The following is a 23,120-nucleotide window of genomic DNA, read 5'->3' on the forward strand; positions in this document are numbered from 1 at the left end:
CAACCAAAGAGCGATGATTGAGTAGTGCCTCATCCATAGGCTCAAGTAATTGGGGTTTCATATTACGCCGAAGTTTGGTTATCAACGTGGTATCATTGTGTTTTGTGAGCCACTCGTTTAGGGCTTTACTGATATAGCCTCTATCCCCAAACACCTTGCCAAACACAGGCGTTGCCATATCCTTAACAGGCACTCTGTCATCCGTATTACCCGCAGTGACTTTAACAGATACAAGCTCGCCCTTATGATTGATAATGGCATGCAGCTTAAAGCCGTAAAACCAGCCCATACTACCTTTACCTCTTTGCGCCATACTCTCAAAGACTTTGTGACGGTAGATACGCTTGTTATGACAAACTGCTATCTTGGTTGAATCAATATAGCTGATACCCGTACAGTCGCCCATCATGCTTTGCAAGTAGCTGCACAGTGGCATGATACTGCGCGGCACAAGCTCTATAAATCGCGAGTAGCTCGGCAGATTTGGAAACGCCCGTTTCATCATGCCAAGCATGTGATGGTAGTAAAACGCCTTAAACTGTCGATACCGCAGTTGATGAAACAGTACCAAGACAGTCATAATCTCTGCTACACTTATCTGGCATGCTCTTAACCTTTGGTGTCCCGTTGCGATTAAATGAGCGTCAAACTCAGGTTTGAATTGCTGATAAAAGTCGTCAATATGGCAGTATAGTTCGGTTAGGTTGTCCATGTAAGAAGTCCTTGTTGTGAAGTTTGTCTTGGTAAACTCACTTTAGCAACTTCGGACTTCTTTTTTTATCTTTTTTTTGAGCCCTTATCCCGAACTGGGGTTAAATAGGTATTTAGACTGTAGGATTATTCGTAGCTTTATCACTAAAATCATTATTAGCATTTGGCTTAATATAACGCGGCATTTTTTGTCCAGTTTCTTTAGCAACAGTATGTAGCATCTGTTCAATCCAACCAGCATCCATAATAAACATAAGCGAGCCATCCTCATTGAAGTTCACATTAGCGCCTTCAACCATGATGAACCCCTCTGCACCTTCATCACTTCTAAGTGTATGTGTTGACCCTGCTGGTTCAAATAAATAGCTCCCAGCTGTTTGCACATCATCTGGATACTCCAAATACATCCAAGATCCTGCTGTGGTATAAAAATGTACTATCCCCGTATGAAAATGCTCTGGCAGTTGAGTATTGGGTTCAAAACGGGCGTAAATAACCCATACTCCTGTTTCAGAGTTCAAATAAAAGGGCGTGATATGAACGCCTGGCAAGGCATTTTTTATCTCGCCTTCCTTTTTCATATTTAGCGTCAATAGATAGTCTTGATGGGTGCCGATAGACATAATGCAATTCCTTTTGCGATATACGATTAATAGCCGGAGTCAGCATCAGTTTCCTTCAAATGCTGCTAGTTGTGAGCAAGTTAAGCTGTGACTACACCTAACTCTTTCAGATACTCTATTAGTATATTCGCCTAAAACTTGCTGCCAACCACTCAAAAGAATGGTTTTTTATAAACACAATACTGAGTACAACCATCCTTTTATTATCAATATTTATGCTAATTTTAATCAATATGACTAGGGCATGTCTGATAGTAGACCCTGACAGATATTTCATAACTGTTTAACCTGCTTCATGGTCATATATCAGCAGAGTAAGTTTATTAGCTTATCTAGCTACTTAAGTTATAGGTGTTTAATAAAAGGAATATTTCGTATGGATACGAAAGCATCAGATACATTTTCAAAAGATTTGTTTGCTCATAAAGTTGTCGTTGTGACCGGAGCAACCTCAGGAATTGGACAAGCCGTTGCCATTGCCTTTGCACAAAAAGGTGCTAAAGTTTGGGCATTAGGATTAAATAGTAAGGAGGCACAGTATCCACAGCAATTGGATATTGAGTCAGTAGAGTTAAATGTCACTGATGAGGATAAAGTCGCCTATTTTTTCAAAAATCTAAATCAGCTTGATGTGCTTTTTAATGGCGCGGGTATTGGCTCAACAACGGAACACGAATTACCTATGTTTAAAAAGGTTGTTGATATTAATTTAACGGCAGTTTTTCATATCAGTGAATGCGCAGCGCCACTATTGGCAAAATCATCTGGTGGTTCTATTATTAACGTCTCATCTATGTATTCTATATTTGGGTCACAACTCACGCCTGCTTACGCATCATCCAAGGGCGCAATCGATCAATTGACTAAATCTCATGCTATCTACCTTGCAAAAGATAACATTCGCGTGAATGCTGTAGCACCTGGCTGGATTGACACTCCTATGATTCAACAGTTAAAGGTATTAGATGGTTTTACCGATGGTATTATGGCAAGAACGCCTCTGGCAAGGTTTGGTAACCCACTAGAAGTGGCTAACGTGGTTTTATTTTTAGCTTCTGATGCAGCCAGTTGGATTACTGGTACCATCGTCAACGTCGATGGCGGCTATTCTATTGTTTAATATATGAATGCTCTAAAAATAGGTCATGGCCTGTTACGACTTGGCCTATTTTAAAATATACTGTTGATGTGCTTGCGCAACGGCTTGTGTTCGGGAGCGTACTTGTAATTTATGATAAATATTACGTAAATGCCATTTTACGGTGTGAATAGACAAAAAAATCTTATCGGCTATCTGTCCATCACTCAAACCCCTTTCGACCAATAATAATATTTCAATTTCGCGCTCTGATAAAACTATCCTAATATTAGGATCACTGTGATTATCACTAGATAGCTGCATAGCGCTTTCTATTCGAGATTGCTTATCTTTCAATAAAAAACTACCTTCTTCATAAAAATCACGACCCCCTATTTCTAGTATAGATACTATATATTTTTGGATATCAGACGATACGGCAACCTCATTTCCCTGATACTGATAAAACTTATTCAACAGCACTAAAATGAGCGGATGCTCATCGAGTATGATTCGATGTGTTTGTGTTGATTTAAATTGTTCTAGCGCATCTAATAAGCTCTTATAAGATAGTATAGGCTGATCCAACACGTGATAGGCCATTGCCAACAATAACCTTATGCGAGCATTACGTATCACAAAGGGTAGATCAGCTTTTAGAAGTTCATTCAGCTCCACCACTACTTGCGCTACTTGCTGACTATTACCCGAAAATATCGTCTTACGATATGGTAACAGATCCAGTCCAGTTAATAATTCAGTCAACGTCAAACCACTAAGATCACCCTCCTCTCTTTTTGCTCGCTTTTTTATTTGATAACCAGTCCGATCTTTCTTATCGTCGTATTTTCCTGTCACCATTACTGGCATTATTTTTTTTAAATCTTGCTCGTCAACCCATCGTCGTATATCACTGGTTAGCCGAGGGAGCGACCATTCATCCGCTTTGCTATTGGCTTTTGAGAGATCTTGATAGCCAATCTCTTTCCCTGATAAACATGTTAGATTCAGTTCTGTCAAAAAACCTAGTGTAATCATATCTGTGATAACCATGTTTTCACCTTGGTCGAAATCTCTAAGTGCTTGTCTGGCATCTTCAATACGATTGCACTCATAATAAAAGCTCGCTTTTAAACTGCTTGCCACACTCAGCATCATATCGCGATTACTATCATTGGTCCCTAATTGAGCATACTCTGGACTGATACCAATGCGCTGAAACTTCTTGGTGGCTGATGGTATATCGCCTAATAGCCTGTCACAAGTTGCATCAATACTATCTATATAAGTTAAACCGTACGGATTATCATCCTTGATATAAAGGGTTCGTGATTGAAAAATTAATGAATGAGCATGTTTGATATTGCCATTATTAAGTTGATATAAAGCGCAGATGGCCAGTAACGGTGCTCTAAAAAAATACGCCTCTAGCGACAGTTGTCGAAGACCTATTTGCGCCAAATGATAAGATTTGGGTAAGTCATCAGCAATAAAAGCAGTCATTGCTGACAGTCCTAACTGCTTATCTTTATGGCTAATAAAAGTTTGGTTGTCATCATCTAATAAATAAAGCTCTTCTTGTTCAAGCACTTTTATATAGCGGGCTGCTTTATAATGTTGACGAGATAGAATCAAACCCCAAATTAAATCATATAGTAAAGCTGGATGTTGACACAGCTGACTATCAGTTAAAGACTCAGTCAGCTCTAACAAACTATAAAGCCGCCCCTCTAGTATCAAATCATGACTGACTGCTGTTAAAGCTGACAAAATCAGTGTGTTATCACCGATTAACTGTGCATGGTAGATCACCTCCAAAAACATACTATTCGTTTGATACCATTCTGCTGCTTTAGAATGAGTGGCAAGATACTTTTCTGATGCTTGATTTTGTAGCCTTGTTTGCAGAAACTGTCTCATCAATTGGTGTATGCGAAACCACTGATACTGATCATCTATCGCTTGAATAAAAAGTCCTTGTTGACTTAAATTTTTCAGCAAGACCTGCGCATCAGTTGCACCAGTTAATGCGTGACACAAGCTGGCATTTATTTTTCTCAATACGCTAATATTTAACAAAAGATTTTGGACATGTGCATCACATTGTAAAAATACCTGCTCCGCTAAGAAATCAGCTATTTGCCGCTGTGCGCCACTCATTTGATGTACGAGTTGGTATAAATCTTTTTCATTCGTACAACATAAATTAATGAGCTGTATACCTGTTAGCCAACCCTCCGTTTTATCAATAAGCATTGATACCAACTCGTTATCAATCAAAGTTAAGGGGCTAGCAGCATCTACTGTCATCTCTGATAATGACTGATTGGCTGCCATGTAAGGTGTAAGCGTGGTATTTTGTATCAAATTACTGTGTAGGTACTGCTGTAGTATATGCGCATCAAGTGCTGACAAACGCAACTCATGTGCTCTAATAATGTGGACCAATCCTTGTAGTTCACCTTTTGCAAGTGGCCAGTTTGGAAACGCACGTGAGGCGATAACTAAATGGTAATTACTGGGTAAAAATAGGTATAGCCACCAGATAATATTCAAGCTATCAGGATTGGTTAATACCTCTAGCTCATCAATAAATAATGTATGGGAAGTTGTCGTATTAAGCTGAGACAGTAAATGATGAATATGACTCTTTGTTACTCTGTCTTCTACTAATAATTGTGCATCAGATGTCTGAGTCAATATTGTCCACAGATATTGGTACAGACGTATAGGGTCGTTGTCATCGTTATCTAGAGTTAGCCAACCAACCGTGAGATGACGTATCTCTAGCTGTTCGCTCTGCTGTAACATAACAGTAGTTTTGCCATACCCTGCAGCGGCTTGTATCAAAACCAACCGATGAGTATTATCTCCAAATAAATGATGTAGTAGTTTGGGGCGCTCAAGCAGCCTGACTTGTTGCAATTGTGGTCGTTCGATCTTTGTTTTTAAAATCAGCATCCTTGCCTCATTTTTTTAATAATTGGTTGCCAAATAGCTAGTAGATCTAATGATCTATGCACCACAATAGAAAGAAATACATTAACCTTAAGCTATAACATGTATCACGTATTAGGCATCATGCCATCTAGCTATTATGACTCGTTGAATCGTAACATTAGTGAGTAGAAAACACACTGTAATCAAAGTGAATGAGTGGTAAATCAGCTTATATTGAAATCAAACAGCACTATAATGTTAAGTATCTGCACGCATATCTGAGAGCTAAAAATCATCGTATTAATAAACTATCTAGCAACCGATACGCTCACAATTCATCGCTTTCAATACCTCAGGAATTCTAATAAAAGTATTAAGGGATGAAGGTGAATATCACGCTCTGTTTATTCTAAGATTCATAAAGATCAATAGTGTTTACACAAGGAAAAAGATCATGCCAGATATTAACGTGAATGGAACTACCCTATTCTATAACGATGAAGGTCCTAAAGACGCTCCGGTGTTAGTACTAAGTCATTCGCTATTTTTTGATCATAAAATGTTTGCGCATCAAATAAAGCATCTATCTAAAATCATTCGAGTGGTGAGCTATGATGATCGAGATCAAGGACAAAGTGCCCGTTCAGAGTTGAAAAGCGTTGACATGGATACGCACACCAACGATGCTATATCATTGATTGAGGTGCTTGACCTAGGGCCTTGCTTTTTTGCTGGTAACTCTATGGGCGGGTTTATTGCGCTACGTTTAGCCGCTCGCCGTCCCGATTTACTAAAGGGTTGCATTGTACTTGGGTCTAGCGGAGAGCTTGAATACAAACTGGCCGATTTTTCGCCTTTGGTTGAGGGCTTAGGTGCGCAAGGTACTGAGCCATTTATCGATACGCTCATGTATATCATGTTTGGCGATGACTATTTATCAGATGCCTCTCGAGCAAGCGAGCGTGAGTACTGGCGTGATCATATGCTAAAACTAGGACCAGACATCGCGCGCAGTGCTAATGGCGTTATTCATCGCACTGGCATATTAGATGAGCTTAAAGGGTGCAAAGTACCTACGCTAGTATTGGCAGGCGAACAGGATCATGCGTATGAAGTACCTCTGTCAGAAAATATTACTAAAACAGTAGTAGATGGCCAAATGTTTGTGATTCCAAAGGCTGGCCATTCGGTAGCACTTGAGCAACCGGAAATCGTTAATAGATATATTGCAGATTTCATTTCAGCACACTCATAACGCTATCAATCATGCTTAATCGGTAAGGCTTCTAGGTTTTGATTCAGTGTTTCTACAAGTACAGAACAATAATAAGAAGTGAGTGCTATATACCACTTCTTATTATTGCTTGATAGCTTTACTGAAATAGCCGTTGAAACTTATTACTTATTGACTGATTAGATAACTCAGCTTGTCTCTTCAGTTTTTCAAAAAATTTTACTTACGACGATGGTATTTACTTAATTTAATAGAATTACAAGCCAAGTGTAAAGCGATCACTACTAAAAGGCTCTGCATCAATAAATAATGGCTTACCATGGATCATCTCTTCAATAAGACGCCCTGTCACTGGCCCAAGCGTTAAACCTTGATGCGCATGACCAAAAGCAAACCACAAATTGGCGTGTTTATATGCAGGCCCAATAACTGGCTTCATATCAGGCATGCAAGGCCTTGTACCACACCATGCTTCAGATTCCACAGCTACGTCAAGCGGTAGAACCTTGCGTGCATACGTCAGTACTGATTCTAACTGATCAAAGTTTTTTGGGTCATCTGACATTGCCATTTCAGCCCCCGTCGTAACTCTAATTCCTTGATCCATCGCTCCCATTACAAAGCCTTTTTCTACATCAAATAAGCTGTGAGAAAATATATTTTCATCAGTCATTTCAAAGTGTTGATGATAACCACGCATAGGAAATAATGGGATCTTATAACCCAATGGCTCGATGAGATTAGCTGACCAAGGACCTGCAGCAATTACTAATTTATGACATGAATAGGTTTCGCCATCTGTCGTAACCTGCCAACCCTCTTCCGTCTGTATAACGCTGTTTACCGTTGACTGCTTTATCTCTCCAGCCATTTTTTCAAAATTTTCAGCATATGCTTTGACAAGATTGCCAGGGCTTTTTATCTGCCAAGAATTTTTCCAATGGATACCACCGACATAGTCTGTAAAATTTATGTTTGGCTCTAACTCTTTTAGCGCTGCTAGCGATAAAACTTCATACTCCACGCCTTGATCAGCCGCTTTTTTTTGCTTTGCCAATGGCTTTTTCAAAAATACTGGATAGACGATGAAGCTCAATCCAGCCTATTTTTCTAACTAGCTCATCAGCGCCTGATGCCTTAATCATAGGGTCATGCTCGTTTGTGCAATGCTGAATGAGCGTAGACCATTCTTTATCTATCTCTTTAACCTTTTTCGGACTGGAATTTATCCAGTATTGTAATAAGGGGCGCTGAAGATTATAGATAGCAGACCAACGGTATCGAATATCGGTACTATTATTCGGCAATACTCTGAAAACTTCTCTAAAATTTCTAGGAAATGGTTTAATATTTACGGCTTCTCTTGTGATAATGCCTGCATTGCCATATGACGTTTCTTCTCCTGGTTGCTTTTTATCGAGCAAGAGAACTTGAGAGTTGCTTTTTTGAAGATGCCAGGCTATAGAGGTTCCTACTATGCCTGCACCAATAACGATCACGTCATAGCGCATATTAATATCCTTAAATAGTAAGCCCATTTCATTAATTTAAAGTAATTTTCTTTACATGGATTTTCATAAAAAATAAATTTATTGGCTGAATATTTTTATAGCTCAACAGACTGACCTAAACCTTCTTTTTTAGCTTTTTGGGCAATCTTTATGGCAACTGCTGCATCGAAGCTTGCTGCGCCCACTGACTTAAATAGCGTAATACCTTTACCCTCATTCGCATCAATACTGATTTTTTTATTGACCAGATCACTTAACGTACCTGTCAGTTGATCCCATGTCCAAGTGCTCTGAATGTCATTATGAGCTTGTATTAAATCACCTGCCTCATGTAAACCACCTTCTGCATCATCTATAATAATAGCAGTACTGGCTTCTATAACCGAGTTACTGACTTCTTTCATCGTTGCTTGATAAGCACCAACCGCATTAATATGAGCATCCGGCTTTATTTGTGAATCTTCAAAAAGTCCTGTCGTCGCTCGTGTCGCAAGATTAATAATATCAGCGTTTTTAATAGCCTCTTCGACACTTTCACAAACTTTAAAATCGACTTGCCATTGTGGATATTCTTGCTCAAATTTGTTCTGAAATTTATGTGCCGTTTGAGGTGTCCTGTTCCAAACAGTTACTTTTTTAATATTTGGACGCACAGTGAGTATCGCATTGAGTTGCTCATATGCCATTCCTCCAGTGCCTATCACCGCTGCCTCACTACTAGCTGGATTCGCTAAATATTTAGTCGCAATTCCGGACAGTGCTGCTGTTCGTACTTGGGTGATATATATGCCATCCAAAAATGTCAGCACCTCTCCTGTTTCATTGTCTGATACGGTAATGACTGCCATGGTTGTTGGCTTATCACGTTTAGGGTTATCTGGACAGATATTTACCAGCTTTACCACTGCATACTCGTTATCACCATCAAAAACTACTGAGGGCATAGATAGATGTGAGCCAGATGTGTTTTTGTTACTTTCCTCGAAAGTAGGAATCACTAGGCGCTCAGGTGTCTTAATCCATGTTGGATGATCGCCTTGTACTTTTAGTAAATCCTCAATAGCGTTGATTGCCATTGACATCGTTAGTTTTTTTTTTACCGTATTAATATCTAAAATTTGCATAATTATCCCCAAACTGCCCTGTGAATTTGTTATTACGGATTATAAAGATGTTGTAAAGCATCGAAATTAAACATTGTTAATACCTAAGTTCTTTTATTCAATATCAAAAATCTTACCGCGGTTCATGATATTGTTAGGATCAAAGACTTTTTTAACTTCTTTTAAGTACTCAATCTCAGTCTCACTACGGCTATAGTGCAGATACGGCTTCTTAGTCATGCCCACACCATGCTCAGCAGACACTGAACCACCATATTTTTTTACCGTCTCAAACACGTATTTATTGACGACCTGACACTCAGCAAAGAAATCATCTTTGCTCATATTCTCAGGTTTTAAGATATTCAGATGCAAATTACCATCGCCAATATGACCGAACCAACAGACTTCAAAGTCTGGATAGTTGCTGCTGACAATGTGATCAATCTCTTCGATAAAGGTCGGTACGTGGCTTATCAGCACCGATACATCGTTTTTATAAGGGGTAAATACTGAGATAGTCTCTGAGATATACTCGCGCAGCTTCCATAGCTCTTCAGCCTGTGTGAGGTTTTGGCTCATAACCCCATCGACGACCCAGCCTTGCTCCATACAGTGCTCAAATATTGCCATGGCTTTGTCCATGATCGGCTCGTATGGCCCTTCAAACTCTAGCAAGGTATAAAACTTGGTACGTGATTCAAAGGGCTCTTGTACTTGACCATGTGCCATTAGCTTATCAATCGCTACATCGTCAAAGAACTCAAACGCTGTTAAATCAATCTGTGCCTGAAAAGCAGAGAGTACGTTCATGACGTCATTGAAGCTGTCCATACCCAGTACCATGACGTTTAAGTCTTGTGGCTGACGCTCAAGTTTGATTTGCGCATGAGTAACAAGGCCAAGTGTGCCTTCACTACCGATGAATAATTGGCGTAAGTCATAACCGGTCGCATTTTTGACCATACCGCGATTGAGATGCAATATGTCACCTTTACCCGTGACGACAGTCAGCCCCATAATCCATTGACGGGTCATGCCGTAGCGGATGACTTTGATACCGCCTGCATTAGTACCGATGTTGCCACCTATCTGACTAGAGCCTGCTGAGGCAAAGTCGACAGGGTAGTATAGGTCTTTTGATTCAGCGAATTCTTGTAACTGCTGAGTGACCACACCTGCCTCAATCTCGACCATACGATCTGCAGGATAGAACTGTCCAATCTGGTTCATTTTATCCATGCTGACGACGATTTCACCATTAGCTGCGACAGCACCAGCAGACAGACCTGTACGACCACCACTTGGGGTTAGGACGACGTTGTGCTCATTGGCCAGCAGTACGATAGTTTGTACTTGCTCGGTGGTCTTTGGAAAGACGATGGCAGCAGCAGCAGGGGCAAAATGCTTGGTCCAGTCTTTGCCCCAATGCTCTAAACTCTCAGCGTCAGTTTTGATTTGGCTAGCGTCGTATTTATAGTCATGTAATAGCGACTGTATTAGGGTATTGATAACGACTTGAGATGATTCTAAAAGTTCATGCACCAGATGTATTCCCTACTATGATGAAAGATAGAAAAGACCACCTAATTACCACGTACCATATCAATGGTGTTTATATTGATAATTATCAGTGAGACCTTTAATGAAATATCTATTATTGCTACCTGATATTTACGTTAGCGAATAATTTTTAAGCATTGCCCTGCATGATATAAAGTAAGGCCTACCTCGGTAAATACAGACTTCATACTCGATAAAGCTACTTTGGATTCCTTTAGCGTTTTAAAAGGCAGTGGGATACTGCTTCTATCTCCCGTTAGAATATAATCAGCAAAGCATTTGCCCATTAGTGTACCAGTGGTGATACCACGGCCATTGTAAGCTGTGGCTGTTAGAATGCCTTCATCAGGCTCTAATACCCGAAAAATATGGTCTTGCGTAAAGCCAAAATTTCCATACCATTCATATTGCCAATTAAACTTGGGTAAATCCGGGTAATAGCTTTTTTGCACACAATCTGCCCATGACTGATAAAAAGATTTGGGCTTACAAGCTCTACCACCTACTGTACCGAGTAGCAGACGGTCGTCATGATCGCGGCGAAAACTAGACAAAGCCAAGCGGGTATCCCAAGCCCCATTTTTATGAGGCAAGATACGATCGGCCGACTCACCCGTCAGAGGTTCAGAAGCTATTTGGTAATAAGAGACAAAGTAAAAAGTCTTGGATACTTCGGTCCATTCACCTTCAGTGTAAGCATTGGTTGCGATAATGACGCGCTCTGCTTTTACGCTAGCTTTAGGCGTTCTTACATACCACTCTCCATCAGATTTTTCTAAAGTATTAACCGTAGAGTGCTCATAAATCGTCACTCCTAATTCAGTTGCTACTTTTGCAAGACCATTTACATAAGCTAATGGGTTCAACGTGCCTGTGCGGTGATCTAATAGCGCCTTATTAATGCTGGTAGTACCGCAATATTCATGGCAACGGCTACCCGTTAGCACTTCTACATTCACACCGCGGCGCTGCAATTGCTCATATCTAATATCAACATCAGCTTCACCTTTAGCATTATGAGCCATATGAATATTACCATTTTGGGTGGCTTGAGCATCAATTTCGTAGCGTGAAATCAAGTCAAATACGAGACTGGGTGCATGTCCTAATGCTTCTGTCAAACGCTCACCTTCAACTTCGCCCAAAGCTATATTTAAATCATCAGGACGTGCCCAAGTGCCTGCATTGACCAGACCAACACTTTTCCCAGAGCCACCACTACCAATACTCTGGCTCTCTAACAGGGTGACTTTGACCCCTTTTTCTGCTAAATGGATAGCAGCTGATAACCCTGTATAACCGCCACCAATGATGCAAACACTGGTCTGGGTATCGCTACGAAGCTCATCATAGGGATGAATTTTGGGCGCAGTTACGCTCCATAAACATTGCTCTTGCAACATTTCGTACTCCGGTGAAGTTATAATTTATTGAGAGAAGGTACTGTGGTATCTGTAGCCGCAACAGGTTCGTCACGCGGTATGAATTTATCCAACACAGCCCATAGCAAACCAAATAAAGGAGACAACCAACAGGCAAAGGCAAAAGGTGCATAGGTTAATGTGGCTATACCTAGCGTGGCGGCGACAAAACTACCACCCATGTTCCAAGGAATTAGCGGTGATAATAGCGTACCCGCATCTTCAATAGATCGTGTCAGTGTGGTTCGTTTATAACCCATTTCCTTATACTTATCTTTGAGCAGACGTCCTGGGAGTACCAACGTGGTATAGACATCACCAATAATCGTTCCTACTCCAAGAACACTGGCATAGGTTGTGAGAATCAAGCCTAAACGCGATTTCACTATTTTATCTACTTTTACCATAATGGCTTTGAGCGTACCGTAATGCTCAAGCGAACCCACAAACGCTAGTGCAAAAATAGTTAGAGTGACAACCCATGTCATCGACATTAGGCCACCTTTTGATAATAATTTATCAACAACCTCAAAACCCGTCTCACTCTTAAAGCCGTTTTGCAAAACATTGAAAATCTCGCTAACACCAATACCTTGCATGAAAAAAGCTACTAATGAGGCGACCACTACACCACTTAACACCGTAGGTATAGCGGGTATTTTCATAATGGCAGCACCAACTACTACTACAGCAGGTAATAGAGTAATAATACTTAAGCTATAATTATCCGCTAGTGTGCTTTGCAATGCTTGAATAGAAGACAGATCGACACTATCATCACCGTAACTAATGCCAATCCAAGCATAAAGAGCTAGTGCTGTGAGCATCGCAGGAATTGTCGTCGGTAACATACCTTTGATATGGTCCCAAAGATCCACACCAGCGGCGGCAGGGGTTAAATTGGTTGTATCAGACAATGGCGACATTTTGTCACCAAAGAAAGCACCAGAGACAATAGCTCCGCCTGTAAAATGTGCCGGAATACCAAGGCCCATACCAATACCCATCATGGCAAGCCCTACTGTGCCCACAGTACCCCAAGATGTACCGGTAGCAACCGAGATAATGGCACAAATAAGACAGACAGAGACCAAAAATGAAGACGGCGAAAAAATGCTAAATCCATAATAAAGAATGGTCGGCACTGTCCCTGCTATAATCCAAGACCCAATCAGCATGCCCACACCCATTAGAATAATCATTGCGGGTAAGCCTATTTTTACCACTTTTAAAAATCGCTCTTCCATGCCAGCCCAGTCTCGGCCACGCAGCTTCATAAACAAGCCCGTGATTAGAATACCGCAAGCCAATGGAATGTGGGGGGTAAAGTCTTTAAACACAAAAAACTGTACCATTAAAATCATAGCGGTCAAGACAAGTGGGGCGATATCGAGTAAGAAGCTAGAAGAGGCATCATAGCCATCTTTAGCAGGATCGTGCTGTGTGTCATCAATCATGATAGTTCTACCTTCCTTAGTAATAACTACTGTTAGTACTGACTATTGATAGCTATAAGTACTGTTATCAATAGTCAGCATCATCAATGTTTAGCTTCTATATCGCTTAGCCAAAATTAATACCTTGAGCAAGTGGCAACTCTGTTGAATAATTAACGGTATTGGTCTGACGACGCATATAGTTCTTCCAAGCATCTGAGCCTGACTCGCGACCACCACCTGTTTCCTTTTCACCACCGAATGCTCCACCAATTTCAGCACCACTAGTACCAATATTGACGTTAGCAATACCACAATCACTGCCACGATCACTCAAAAATATTTCAGCTTCACGTAAATCGTTGGTGAAAACACATGACGATAATCCTTGTGGAACATCGTTTTGCATCTCTAGTGCATCATCAAAGTTTTTGTAAGTCATGACATATAGGATAGGTGCAAAGGTTTCAGTTCGTACGACATCGTTTTGTTCATCAAATTCGACAATAGCAGGCGTTACATAGTAAGCATTAGGGTATTTATCTGACAATACACGCTCGCCGCCTGTGACTTTACCACCAGCATTTCTTGCTTTTTCTAATGCTTCTTGCATGTTTTCAAAACTGTCTTGGTCAATCAGTGGACCTACTAGATTTCCTTCTAATGGATGCCCGATACTGACTGTCGAGTATGCAGCCTTAACCCTTGGCAAAATATCATCTTTGACTGATTCATGAACAAACAAACGGCGTAATGTAGTACAGCGCTGACCAGCTGTACCCACTGCCGAAAATAGAATGCCGCGTAGTGCTAAATCCAAATCAGCAGTTGGGGCCAAGATCATCGCATTATTGCCACCAAGCTCTAGCAAGCATTTACCAAAGCGCTCAGCAACTTTAGGTCCAACCGTTTTACCCATGCGTGTACTGCCTGTCGCGCTGACCAATGCAATGTCTTTACTTTCGACTAAAGCATTACCAACATCTGTCTTACCTAACAGGACTTGCGACAAATGAGATGGTGCATCACCAAACTTCGCTAATGCTTTTTCAAACATCGCCTGACAAGCCAATGCGACAAGCGGTGCTTTTTCTGATGGCTTCCAAATAACTGGGTTACCACAGACAATAGCAAGTGCTGTATTCCAAGCCCAAACTGCCACTGGAAAGTTAAAGGCAGAAATAACACCAATAACGCCAAGTGGGTGCCAAGTTTCACGCATATGGTGACCTGGACGCTCTGATGCGATAGTCAAACCATATAGCTGACGTGACACACCTACTGCAAAGTCACAGATATCTATCATCTCTTGCACTTCACCAAGGCCTTCTTCTTTAATCTTGCCAGCTTCTAGTGATACTAAGAAACCCAAATCTTCTTTATGCTCGCGCAGCACTTCACCTAACAGACGAATCAGCTCACCACGCTTTGGCGCAGGAACTGTGCGCCATGCTTGAAAAGCAGTTTTGGCATTTTGAATTTTGGTATTAACCTCAGCAACACTGTCTAAAGTAACCTTGCCGATAACAGTGCCATCAATCGGAGTATTTATTTCAAAGTCACCATTTTTATAGTGTTCTTCTTGTACGCCCATCGCAGACATATATTGCTTAATCATAATCAATCCTTTGTATAATGGTTTATTAGTTTCTCAACACACTTATTAAATTACCTTGCAACCTAATAACTTGCAAAATAATAAAATTCTTGCAGTCATTCCATTTAGGAATGGCCCTTAAATGTACGCGTTAATATTACTGTCAAATTCAAATAGCAAGACATTGCTTCAGACTTTGAGCCTGTATTTCTTCATATAATTTAAGCTCGTCATAGACCGCAGTTCCTAACGCTTGTTCAAAATCCTGTTGACTTGAAGAATGATCATAGCTATTGTTTTTACTCTGGTTAAGGTTAGATTGGAAAATTCCTGCTGCACTCACAGGCAAAAAATCTTCATACACAATTGGCTCAATACGAATGACACCATCATCAATAAGTGTGCTCAGCTCAGCACGAGATATTGTGTTCAAATCAACTTTGTGAAATGCGGCTGATAGCAATGCTTGTGCTTGACCAGAATCATGTGTGTTATCGGTTAGCTGATAATAAAAGTATGCTAGATCGGAATCATGTAGGGTTTGATAGTTGTCAGGGAATCTGCTAAATGTCTCATCTAGAATCTGATAGTACTGTGATGCATTATCTTCATTAGGCGTTTCCTCCAACCGGTTACGAGCCTCGTTAAGCAACGTGTCATATAACGCTCTACCTTTTGGGGTTAACGCTACTCCGCGTTGCTCAATTTCACCAAAGCGTGCCGTATGAGACCCTTGCTCATAGCCATCTGAATCACCTATATTGGCAGTTCTAAAGCTCACAGACTCTTCTAACGCTTTGAAACTTGTTTGTCTTAGCAAGATTGGGCACGCTCTTCGAGGTGGTCCTTCGATAATGGCTTTTGATGGTATACCTTCTGTCTGCATTTTCTGTTGAGCTGCATCAATATCCAGTGTTCTGGGTGTTAAATGATTGATATGAGGGCCTTTAAAACCCACCACATCAGCAATAAGCGGATGCTGGTGTAATAATTTCTGATATAGCTCTTTTGTCACAGGGGTTTTGTCATGCCAGCGAAAAGTCTCTAACGCTTCTTTTATAAAATGTTGAGCATCCTCAAGGATTAAACCCTTTTGCACCTCAAAACGTTCAATAAGTTCAATCACATCATCAGTGAAAATACGGCGCTTTTGTAGTGTCTTAACAGCCTCTCTTTCAAGAGCCACATCACCAATGAGATCTAGACGTAATAACGAGGTAAAGACTCGAAACGGGCTTTTGTGCAACGAATGAGAGTCCAGAGTCCGGAACGCCGTCGAATGCACTGGCACCCCAGCAGGGGCTAAGTCATAGTAGCCCACAGGATACATACCCATAACAGCAAAAAGACGGCGCATCATACTCAACTCTGATGCTGTACCTAACCGGATCGCACCGTGCCGCTCCATATTCAATCGCTCAATTTCTCCAGTATGTAATAATTGAGATTTGATCTCAGGTTGCGTGGCCAAGACCTCGGCATTCACTTTGCTGACTAAATCAATCAGATCCCCATATAATGGAACTTCTGCTTGATACATTGCTGACATGGCCATAGAAAACTCATGTCGAATATCATTGCTGCTCATAAAGTTTTTGTTATTCATAGATATTTATCCTTTTTATAGCTATCGAGAGAGCCTATTTCTGGTAACTCATTTATTAGTAATTTGTGCTTAAGACCAGTCGACTGGATTTTGATCAGAAATCGTACTTAATACGTCTCTTAAAATATCAAGGCCTGCTTGAAGCGTTTCAGGTTCAATGGTCAGCGGTGGTAACAATCGAATAATATGACGGTATTTACCGCTTGGCATGAGCAGTAAGCCTCGCTTTCGTGCTTGGGTTAGTACGTGAGTCATCACACTAGGATGAGAGCCATACGCAGCATGACGCAGCTCAATACCACGCATCGCCCCAATACCGGTGAGACCATATAGCCAAGGAGAAACACCTTCTGCCTGCCATTGAGCGATACTTGTTTCAATTGCTTGCGCATAGTGCTTAGCAGATGCCCATATCTCATCCTCTTGCATGATGTCTATCGTGGCATTTGCCGCTGCACATGCCACTGGATTACCAGAGTATGTACCGCCCAAACTGCCTTTAGGCAAGCCATTGACCACACTGGCCTTACCTACGACCGCACCTAAAGGCAAGCCGCCTGCAATACTCTTGCCTAGTAGTATCATATCTGGCTCAATGCCCAAATGTGAAAAGGCAAAAGGTGAGCCAGTACGTCCATAACCTGATTGAATCTCATCCATAATCAGTAAGATACCGTGCTCATCACAAAAGGCGCGCAGATACTGAGCGAAAGATGGCGACATTAATTGAAACCCACCCTCCCCTTGTATGGGCTCTGCGATAATCGCCCCAATGTTATTGATGTCAGTTTCTACTTCAAACAAACGATTTAATGCATCGATTGCCTGTTGGTCACTCACCTCATTGTCTGGACTTGGGAAAGGAATGTGATAGACACTACCGGCTAACGGCCCCAATCCTCGCTTATACGGAGCAACTTTACCATTCAAGTTGACAGCAGCGAGTGTCCGTCCATGGAATCCACCATCAAACGCTATGACCCCGGTACGCTTGGTCTTGAGACGCGCAATTTTTATAGCATTTTCAGTAGCCTCTGCACCAGAGTTGGTGAGCATGCCTGATAGCTCGCCACTGATAGGAATGAGCTCGCACAATCGTGGCATGAAGGTTTGATAAGGAGTGTGAGCAGCTGCATTGTAAGCATAATGAATGAGCGATTGGGTTTGATTGATAATGGCTGTCACAATGTGAGGATGGCAATGTCCAAAGTTCAAGACCCCAATGCCACCCACAAAATCAATGTAGCATTGATCATTATCGTCCCATACTTTTGCATTTTTACCTTTAGCTAGGGTGATAGGATGTACCATAGTAAAAGCATCAGTGACGTTGTATAACTTATCCATTAAGAGTCTCTTATCTTCCTTAAGTGTGACCCTCATTTCAGCAAAACCTGATGCGCTCAGCAAACGAATAATAGTTGTGCTTTCATTCCTTTTTGTCAGTACGACTGTTGTTTAGATAAAAAAATCTAGGCATAAACCTAGATTTTTTTGTATGAAAGTTAAGCATCATATACTGCACTGAAAAAGCCATACTTTATTTATTCAGATGAGAATATCAAGCCATGGACTCTGTAATCCATTCTGAAATAGCCTTCACTTTATGTGAATTACCTAATGATAAAGGATAAGACATATAATACGCTCCTCTACCCTTTGATTCATAATTCCATACCGTTACTAATGTTCCTAGTTTCAGCTCCGGTTCTACCAAACGTAACGGTACGAGGGCAATACCATATCCAAGTAAAGCGGAAGCAATACAGGCATGAAAAGTATCAAACCTTGGACCTCTAAATGTTCCATCAACGCTGATATTTTGCTGTTTAAAATACTCATACCATGCACTAGGGCGAGAGCTTAATTGCAATAATGTAAATGCATCTAAATTATCGAGACACAAGGACTTATCCTGTAGGTATTCGGGCTGACAAACTGCAACACAATGTTCATCAAACAATTTGATAGTTTCCATGCCTCCCCAAACACCATCGCCATACAGAAAAGCGATATCAACATTTTGGTCTTCAGGAAAAAATGGACAAACCTCTTCCTTAATATCTAATGTAATTAACGGGTATTCTTTGCTAAATCCCTTCAATGCAGGGATCAACCAACGTGAGCAAAAAGTTGGATGTGCTACTATTTTGAGTACTTCTGTATTACTACTATGTGACATCAAGTTCGTAGTCGCTAATTCAATATGCTTAAGAATACCTAAAACTTCGATGTAATAAGCTTTTCCGGCAGGTGTTAAAGATATTCGTTGAGGTGTACGGTAAAAGAGAGAAAGGTTTAACATCTCTTCTAGCTGAGAAACTTGCTTGCTAACGGCACTTTGAGTCATATGCATTTCTTGCGCAGCATTAGTGAAACTTAGATGTCGAGCTGCCGTCTCAAAACACTGTAAAGCAGTCGTTGAAGGATACTTCCTAAAAGCTAGTGAGGTTTTAATTTCAGTTTTCATAATTTATTTATTCTTGTGTACCATATGATTTAGAGTGTAAAAACATATTCTGTTTTACTCGGGTTGACATATGCTGTCAATCTTCTAGTCATTAGCTTGGGAAATTTTACTGACGCAGCCTAACGATAATAATCAAACCACACTTGTCTTGGCGTGTTATAGCTAAAACCCATCTGCATTCTGGTCCCACTTCGAACATTCTGAGAGAATATGACAGCCCCGGTGTGGTTCACTGTTATGAACGGAGTTTTTTGGCTCTAAACCCATTTACCATAACGTCTGCTCTAAAAAAATATCAAAATGCAAATGCGGTTAGCTTAAGATCAATGTCTGAATGGTTAGGTGTTCTAGAACATAGTAATGCAAAACAGAGGAAAAAAATGTCACACAGTTTGATTCTGTTTGCTGGTAAAAGTCTAGAACGACAAGGAATTTTGCCGAAGAATGGATTGAGGAATGCGATAATATTAATAGGGAGGTATCTAAGACAAATTTTATTATATTAGTAGGTGAAGAAGCTGCTAATTTAGACTCATGTGATATTGCTCACAGAGACAACGCTTTGGATATAACTATTGCAAGAGACTATTTTTCATATTGATTCTAGCTAAACGTGGTGCAGAGACGATAGCTACGCTGGCTTTTAAATCTCGTTACCCACTTTGACAGCCTTTTAATTAAACAATTTTTGAGTAAAACGAGTAAAGTAGTAACCTTTCTAAGCATAACGATGTGCTAAATTCAAGATAATAAGATTCAATTATGGAAACACTAGGGATAATTACCATTCTCTTAATTATATATATTTGGTTTCGATACAAATTCAACAATTTTCGCAAAAAGAAATATAAATTTTTCAATGTCATTGTCTATACAGCAAACTTCTTAGCTAAAAACCCACAAGAACTAGCTATAACTATTGACGATGTTTATTATACAGAGCTATTAAAATTTGTTAACGAAAACCCTTCTATAATCATGGAACTCAAGCAGATCGATAATTCAGCTATATCTTTTGATATCGTTATAGAAGGTAGAAGATATGGAGTTATTGGCCGAAGTTACATTATGAATGGGCTGTCAATTACGGCAAGAGCATTATAAAAGTTAGTGCTTTAGGGAGCGAGTATGCCTACTTGGCTTACTATCGGCATAATAATATTCTTTATAATAGCCTACAAATATCGTAAAAACTCTAGGTACAGTGACTCTGATGAGGCTTATGAAAAAACTTTGTTATCGATAGCTGAGTGGTGGAATATTGCAGGTAATTCTACTATAAGACAAAAAGAGCATATATCTTAACTCTTCAAGCCGCAACTATCGTAGAGAGCTAAGGTCTTGCAGCCCCTGGCTCTCTAAAAACAATAATGAATTCAAACTCAAAAATATCTAGATCGAATTTTGTTCTATTTATAATGGAAACTGTCTCTGATAGTAATCCAGATAAATTTAAGTTTTTGAAAAAATCCTTCAAAACAGACCAAGCAAGAGTGACCCCTGCCGTCAAATCCGTAGAACCAAACTTGGGAGATTTTAATTACGCAGCTTGACGATAATAATCAAACCACACCTGTCTTGGCGATTTATAGCTCAAGCCCTTTTGAATCCTAGTTTGGTTGTAATATAGCTCGATGTATCTAATGATATCGGTAATGGCGGCAAACCTTGTTTTATAATCCTTATGATATACCAGCTCATTCTTTAATATGCTCCAGAAGCTTTCTATGGGTGCGTTATCAAAGCAATTACCTTTGCCACTCATTGAGCCTATAAACTGGTGCTGTTTAATGATTTTATGATACGCATGGCTACAGTATTGACTACCTCTGTCTGAGTGCACAATTAACCCTTTATTAGGTCGTTTGTTTTTGATTGCCATATTTAGTGCTTTGCAAACTAAGTCAGCAGTCATGCGTTTGTTGATAGCGTAACCGACCAACTCTTTGGTATATAAATCTTTCACTCCTGCTAAGTACAGCCAGCCCTCGGTTGTCCAGATATAGGTGATATCACTGACCCATGCTTCGTTAGGGCGGTTAACGTCAAACTGCTGATCGAGCACGTTGTCATAGACCAGCTTGTTGTGGTTTGAGTCGGTAGTAACTTTAAAACGCTTATGACGACGGCATTTGATACCGTGTTCTTCCTTGATGCTTCTGACCATGTATGGGCTGATATCATATCCTTGCTCATTTAGATGCGCATGCAGACGCTCAAAGCCGTAGCGCTCCTTTGTTTCACTGTGTGCCGCTTTGATTAGTAGCTCAGACTGGTTACGATGTATCTGCTGAGCGCTGATGTCACGACCCAGCCAGTCGTAGTAACTTGAGGGTCTAATATGTAGTACACGGCACATGCTACTGATGCGAAAGAAGAGATCGTTGTCTTTAACAAAGGCGTACTTCACTAACTGTGCTTGGCGAAGTACGCCGTCGCCTTTTTTAGAATTTCGCGCTCCTCTTCGGCAACTTTCAGCTGTCGCTTGAGGCGCTTATTCTCTTCTAGCACGGCCATTAGCTGTGGGTCATATTGCTCAGTCCCTGCAAGCTTGCCTTGAGTGGCTTTGTTTTGCCAGTTAGATAGCGTTTGCATGGCTATGCCAAGCTGCTTTGCAGTCGCTGAAATATTACCCTTATTGTCTGCTATCTTCTTGACAGCTTCTGCTTTAAATTCGTCACTGTAGGTTCTTATTTTCTTGGTCATGATAAACTCCGATTAATACGCTTAGTTTACCAAGTTTAGTTGTACGGTTTCTTCAGCATAGCTCAGAGTTCATTTTGCAAAAAATATTGAGATTCTTTTAAGAAGCCAAGGTGGCCTAGATACTTTCTCGCTAATCGCTCTTAATGCTTGTTACGAACCAGTACATTAAAGTGTGCTTATTTCTCAATAACATGCGTGAGTTTCTTCGAAGGATAAATGTATGAATATATGTAGTTGGGACTGGGGAGCTATAGCCAGCATAGCATCGAGTCAAAAATGTTGATACATATTTTCGTCATCATTCCACAAAGATTCTTATAATATCGAATGTTGATTAGTTCTAATTGTGAGAGGTTAAATACCTTTAAAAAGTAACGTATACTTTACTTTGGTTCCAAAATTAGACTTTCCAAGTAACTCAAAGTACTTATTTGAAGGGTCCTTGGGATCCATCGTTATGACACCGAAAGGCATATTTACCTCGAGCTCAATATCTTTATATAAAGCTCTGTCATGTTCAACCACAAAAGATTTACCTGCTTTAAGTTCATCGCTGTCGATCTGTACCGTTTTACCATCCACATCTAGAATTTTTCGACGTTGTACTGTCAATGTCCATGTACTAGGTCTCGACCAAACGTCAAAAGCGCCATAAGCAGTGTTTTTTGTATGACCAACACCTCTGACTTGGTTATAGCTGCAAGAAGCCCCTGCATCGCAAGATAGTTTTGCATCTGTAATTTCATATTCATTAACCTCAACTGCATAATTAATTCTATAGGCGGTCCTAGTAGGCTCTCCTTCACAGTTACGTGGACAATGATGGTCACCTGTCTGAATTGATTCTGTATCTACCTCAATAGGACCTAATGCTGTTGCTTTTGTTATTGCATTAACTGAATAAGTCACTTCAGCGCTAGCTTGGTAAGAAACGCATAGGGCGAAAAAAACGATAGGTATCATTTTCATTTTCATTCTCCTAGGTTTTTGGTCGACTATATTCTTGAAGTTCAAAACGGAAAATATACTATAGTCACTGCACTACAAAAGAGTTATGTTTTGGATGAATATCATAAAACAATTTAGATAAGTCATTTTCCATCCAACCTTGGCGTAAAAAC

At 40.4% G+C, this 23,120-nt stretch carries 19 protein-coding genes; 4 read left to right on the forward strand and 15 right to left on the reverse strand.

The features are described 5' to 3' along the window. Together ACQKCG_RS12970 and ACQKCG_RS12975 are read right to left on the reverse strand one after the other, a co-directional pair. Positions 1–712, reverse strand: a 712-nt coding sequence (locus tag ACQKCG_RS12970) for an IS982 family transposase (protein ID WP_427585438.1), incomplete at its 3' end; no start/stop codon positions are given. A 112-nt stretch (positions 713–824) separates the two neighbouring features. Further along, positions 825–1,334, reverse strand: a complete 510-nt coding sequence (locus tag ACQKCG_RS12975) for a 2,4'-dihydroxyacetophenone dioxygenase family protein (RefSeq protein WP_194364384.1) — start codon at positions 1,332–1,334, stop codon at positions 825–827. A gap of 376 nt (positions 1,335–1,710) precedes the next feature. Here ACQKCG_RS12975 and ACQKCG_RS12980 point away from each other — a divergent pair, with 376 nt between their 5' ends. Further along, on the forward strand, positions 1,711–2,454 hold the full coding sequence (locus ACQKCG_RS12980) for an SDR family NAD(P)-dependent oxidoreductase (RefSeq protein WP_427585439.1): 744 nt from the start codon (positions 1,711–1,713) through the stop codon (positions 2,452–2,454). A gap of 45 nt (positions 2,455–2,499) precedes the next feature. Here ACQKCG_RS12980 and ACQKCG_RS12985 read toward each other — a convergent pair whose 3' ends face one another. Further along, positions 2,500–4,827 carry a LuxR C-terminal-related transcriptional regulator gene (locus ACQKCG_RS12985; protein ID WP_427585440.1) on the reverse strand — a complete coding sequence of 776 codons (2,328 nt, stop codon included), beginning with the start codon at positions 4,825–4,827 and terminating at the stop codon, positions 2,500–2,502. 979 nt (positions 4,828–5,806) lie between these two features. On the opposite strand from ACQKCG_RS12985, the gene ACQKCG_RS12990 reads away from it, so the two are divergent. Beyond that, positions 5,807–6,607: an alpha/beta fold hydrolase gene (locus ACQKCG_RS12990; protein WP_427585441.1), complete on the forward strand. Its 801-nt coding sequence runs from the start codon at positions 5,807–5,809 to the stop codon at positions 6,605–6,607. Between the two features lie 235 nt (positions 6,608–6,842). Here the strand turns inward: ACQKCG_RS12990 and ACQKCG_RS12995 are convergent, their stop codons facing one another. The 10 genes from ACQKCG_RS12995 to ACQKCG_RS13040 all read right to left on the reverse strand — a co-directional run bounded on the left by ACQKCG_RS12995 (position 6,843) and on the right by ACQKCG_RS13040 (position 19,293). Then, positions 6,843–7,643 carry an NAD(P)/FAD-dependent oxidoreductase gene (locus ACQKCG_RS12995; protein WP_427585442.1) on the reverse strand — a complete coding sequence of 267 codons (801 nt, stop codon included), beginning with the start codon at positions 7,641–7,643 and terminating at the stop codon, positions 6,843–6,845. Next, on the reverse strand, positions 7,618–8,097 hold the full coding sequence (locus ACQKCG_RS13000; protein ID WP_427585443.1) for an NAD(P)/FAD-dependent oxidoreductase: 480 nt from the start codon (positions 8,095–8,097) through the stop codon (positions 7,618–7,620). Before ACQKCG_RS13000 ends, ACQKCG_RS12995 begins: the two co-directional genes overlap by 26 nt. Before the next feature lie 95 nt (positions 8,098–8,192). Further along, the gene (locus ACQKCG_RS13005; protein WP_427585444.1) at positions 8,193–9,221 is read right to left on the reverse strand and encodes an ornithine cyclodeaminase family protein; all 1,029 of its coding nucleotides are present in this window, start codon (positions 9,219–9,221) and stop codon (positions 8,193–8,195) included. A 93-nt stretch (positions 9,222–9,314) separates the two neighbouring features. Then, positions 9,315–10,712 carry an FAD-binding oxidoreductase gene (locus ACQKCG_RS13010; RefSeq protein ID WP_427585452.1) on the reverse strand — a complete coding sequence of 466 codons (1,398 nt, stop codon included), beginning with the start codon at positions 10,710–10,712 and terminating at the stop codon, positions 9,315–9,317. 167 nt (positions 10,713–10,879) lie between these two features. Further along, a complete protein-coding gene (gene amaA / locus ACQKCG_RS13015) occupies positions 10,880–12,166 on the reverse strand; it encodes an L-pipecolate oxidase (RefSeq protein ID WP_427585445.1) in 1,287 nt (428 codons plus the stop codon). Positions 12,167–12,183: 17 nt separating this feature from the next. Then, positions 12,184–13,641, reverse strand: a complete 1,458-nt coding sequence (gene nhaC, locus ACQKCG_RS13020) for a Na+/H+ antiporter NhaC (protein WP_427585446.1) — start codon at positions 13,639–13,641, stop codon at positions 12,184–12,186. 106 nt (positions 13,642–13,747) lie between these two features. Then, on the reverse strand, positions 13,748–15,238 hold the full coding sequence (gene amaB / locus ACQKCG_RS13025) for an L-piperidine-6-carboxylate dehydrogenase (RefSeq protein ID WP_427585447.1): 1,491 nt from the start codon (positions 15,236–15,238) through the stop codon (positions 13,748–13,750). A gap of 148 nt (positions 15,239–15,386) precedes the next feature. Further along, positions 15,387–16,823 (reverse strand): 2-oxoadipate dioxygenase/decarboxylase HglS, encoded by a 1,437-nt coding sequence (hglS, locus tag ACQKCG_RS13030; protein ID WP_427585448.1) that lies wholly within the window; start codon positions 16,821–16,823, stop codon positions 15,387–15,389. A gap of 69 nt (positions 16,824–16,892) precedes the next feature. After that, the gene (locus ACQKCG_RS13035) at positions 16,893–18,170 is read right to left on the reverse strand and encodes a 2-aminoadipate transaminase (protein WP_427585449.1); all 1,278 of its coding nucleotides are present in this window, start codon (positions 18,168–18,170) and stop codon (positions 16,893–16,895) included. A gap of 214 nt (positions 18,171–18,384) precedes the next feature. Continuing rightward, positions 18,385–19,293 (reverse strand): LysR substrate-binding domain-containing protein, encoded by a 909-nt coding sequence (locus ACQKCG_RS13040; RefSeq protein WP_427585450.1) that lies wholly within the window; start codon positions 19,291–19,293, stop codon positions 18,385–18,387. Positions 19,294–20,055: 762 nt separating this feature from the next. On the opposite strand from ACQKCG_RS13040, the gene ACQKCG_RS13045 reads away from it, so the two are divergent. Next, complete coding sequence (locus tag ACQKCG_RS13045) at positions 20,056–20,397, forward strand: hypothetical protein (RefSeq protein WP_379544593.1); 342 nt, start codon at positions 20,056–20,058, stop codon at positions 20,395–20,397. Between the two features lie 24 nt (positions 20,398–20,421). Beyond that, positions 20,422–20,598 carry a hypothetical protein gene (locus ACQKCG_RS13050; protein ID WP_379544594.1) on the forward strand — a complete coding sequence of 59 codons (177 nt, stop codon included), beginning with the start codon at positions 20,422–20,424 and terminating at the stop codon, positions 20,596–20,598. A gap of 235 nt (positions 20,599–20,833) precedes the next feature. On the opposite strand, the gene ACQKCG_RS13055 is transcribed toward ACQKCG_RS13050, so the two are convergent. Beyond that, positions 20,834–21,999 (reverse strand): IS3 family transposase gene (locus ACQKCG_RS13055; protein ID WP_427585451.1). Its coding sequence is split into 2 segments (ribosomal slippage): positions 20,834–21,741 and positions 21,741–21,999, totalling 1,167 coding nucleotides; the frame shifts between segments, so codons are not numbered across the junction. A 354-nt stretch (positions 22,000–22,353) separates the two neighbouring features. Beyond that, entirely contained in the window at positions 22,354–22,968 is a 615-nt protein-coding gene (locus ACQKCG_RS13060) for a hypothetical protein (protein ID WP_379544595.1), read from the reverse strand. Between the last annotated feature and the right edge of the window lie 152 nt (positions 22,969–23,120).

It is taken from the genome of Psychrobacter sp. NPDC078929, from assembly GCF_050267985.1.
In the GTDB taxonomy this organism is placed as follows: Bacteria; Pseudomonadota; Gammaproteobacteria; order Pseudomonadales; family Moraxellaceae; genus Psychrobacter.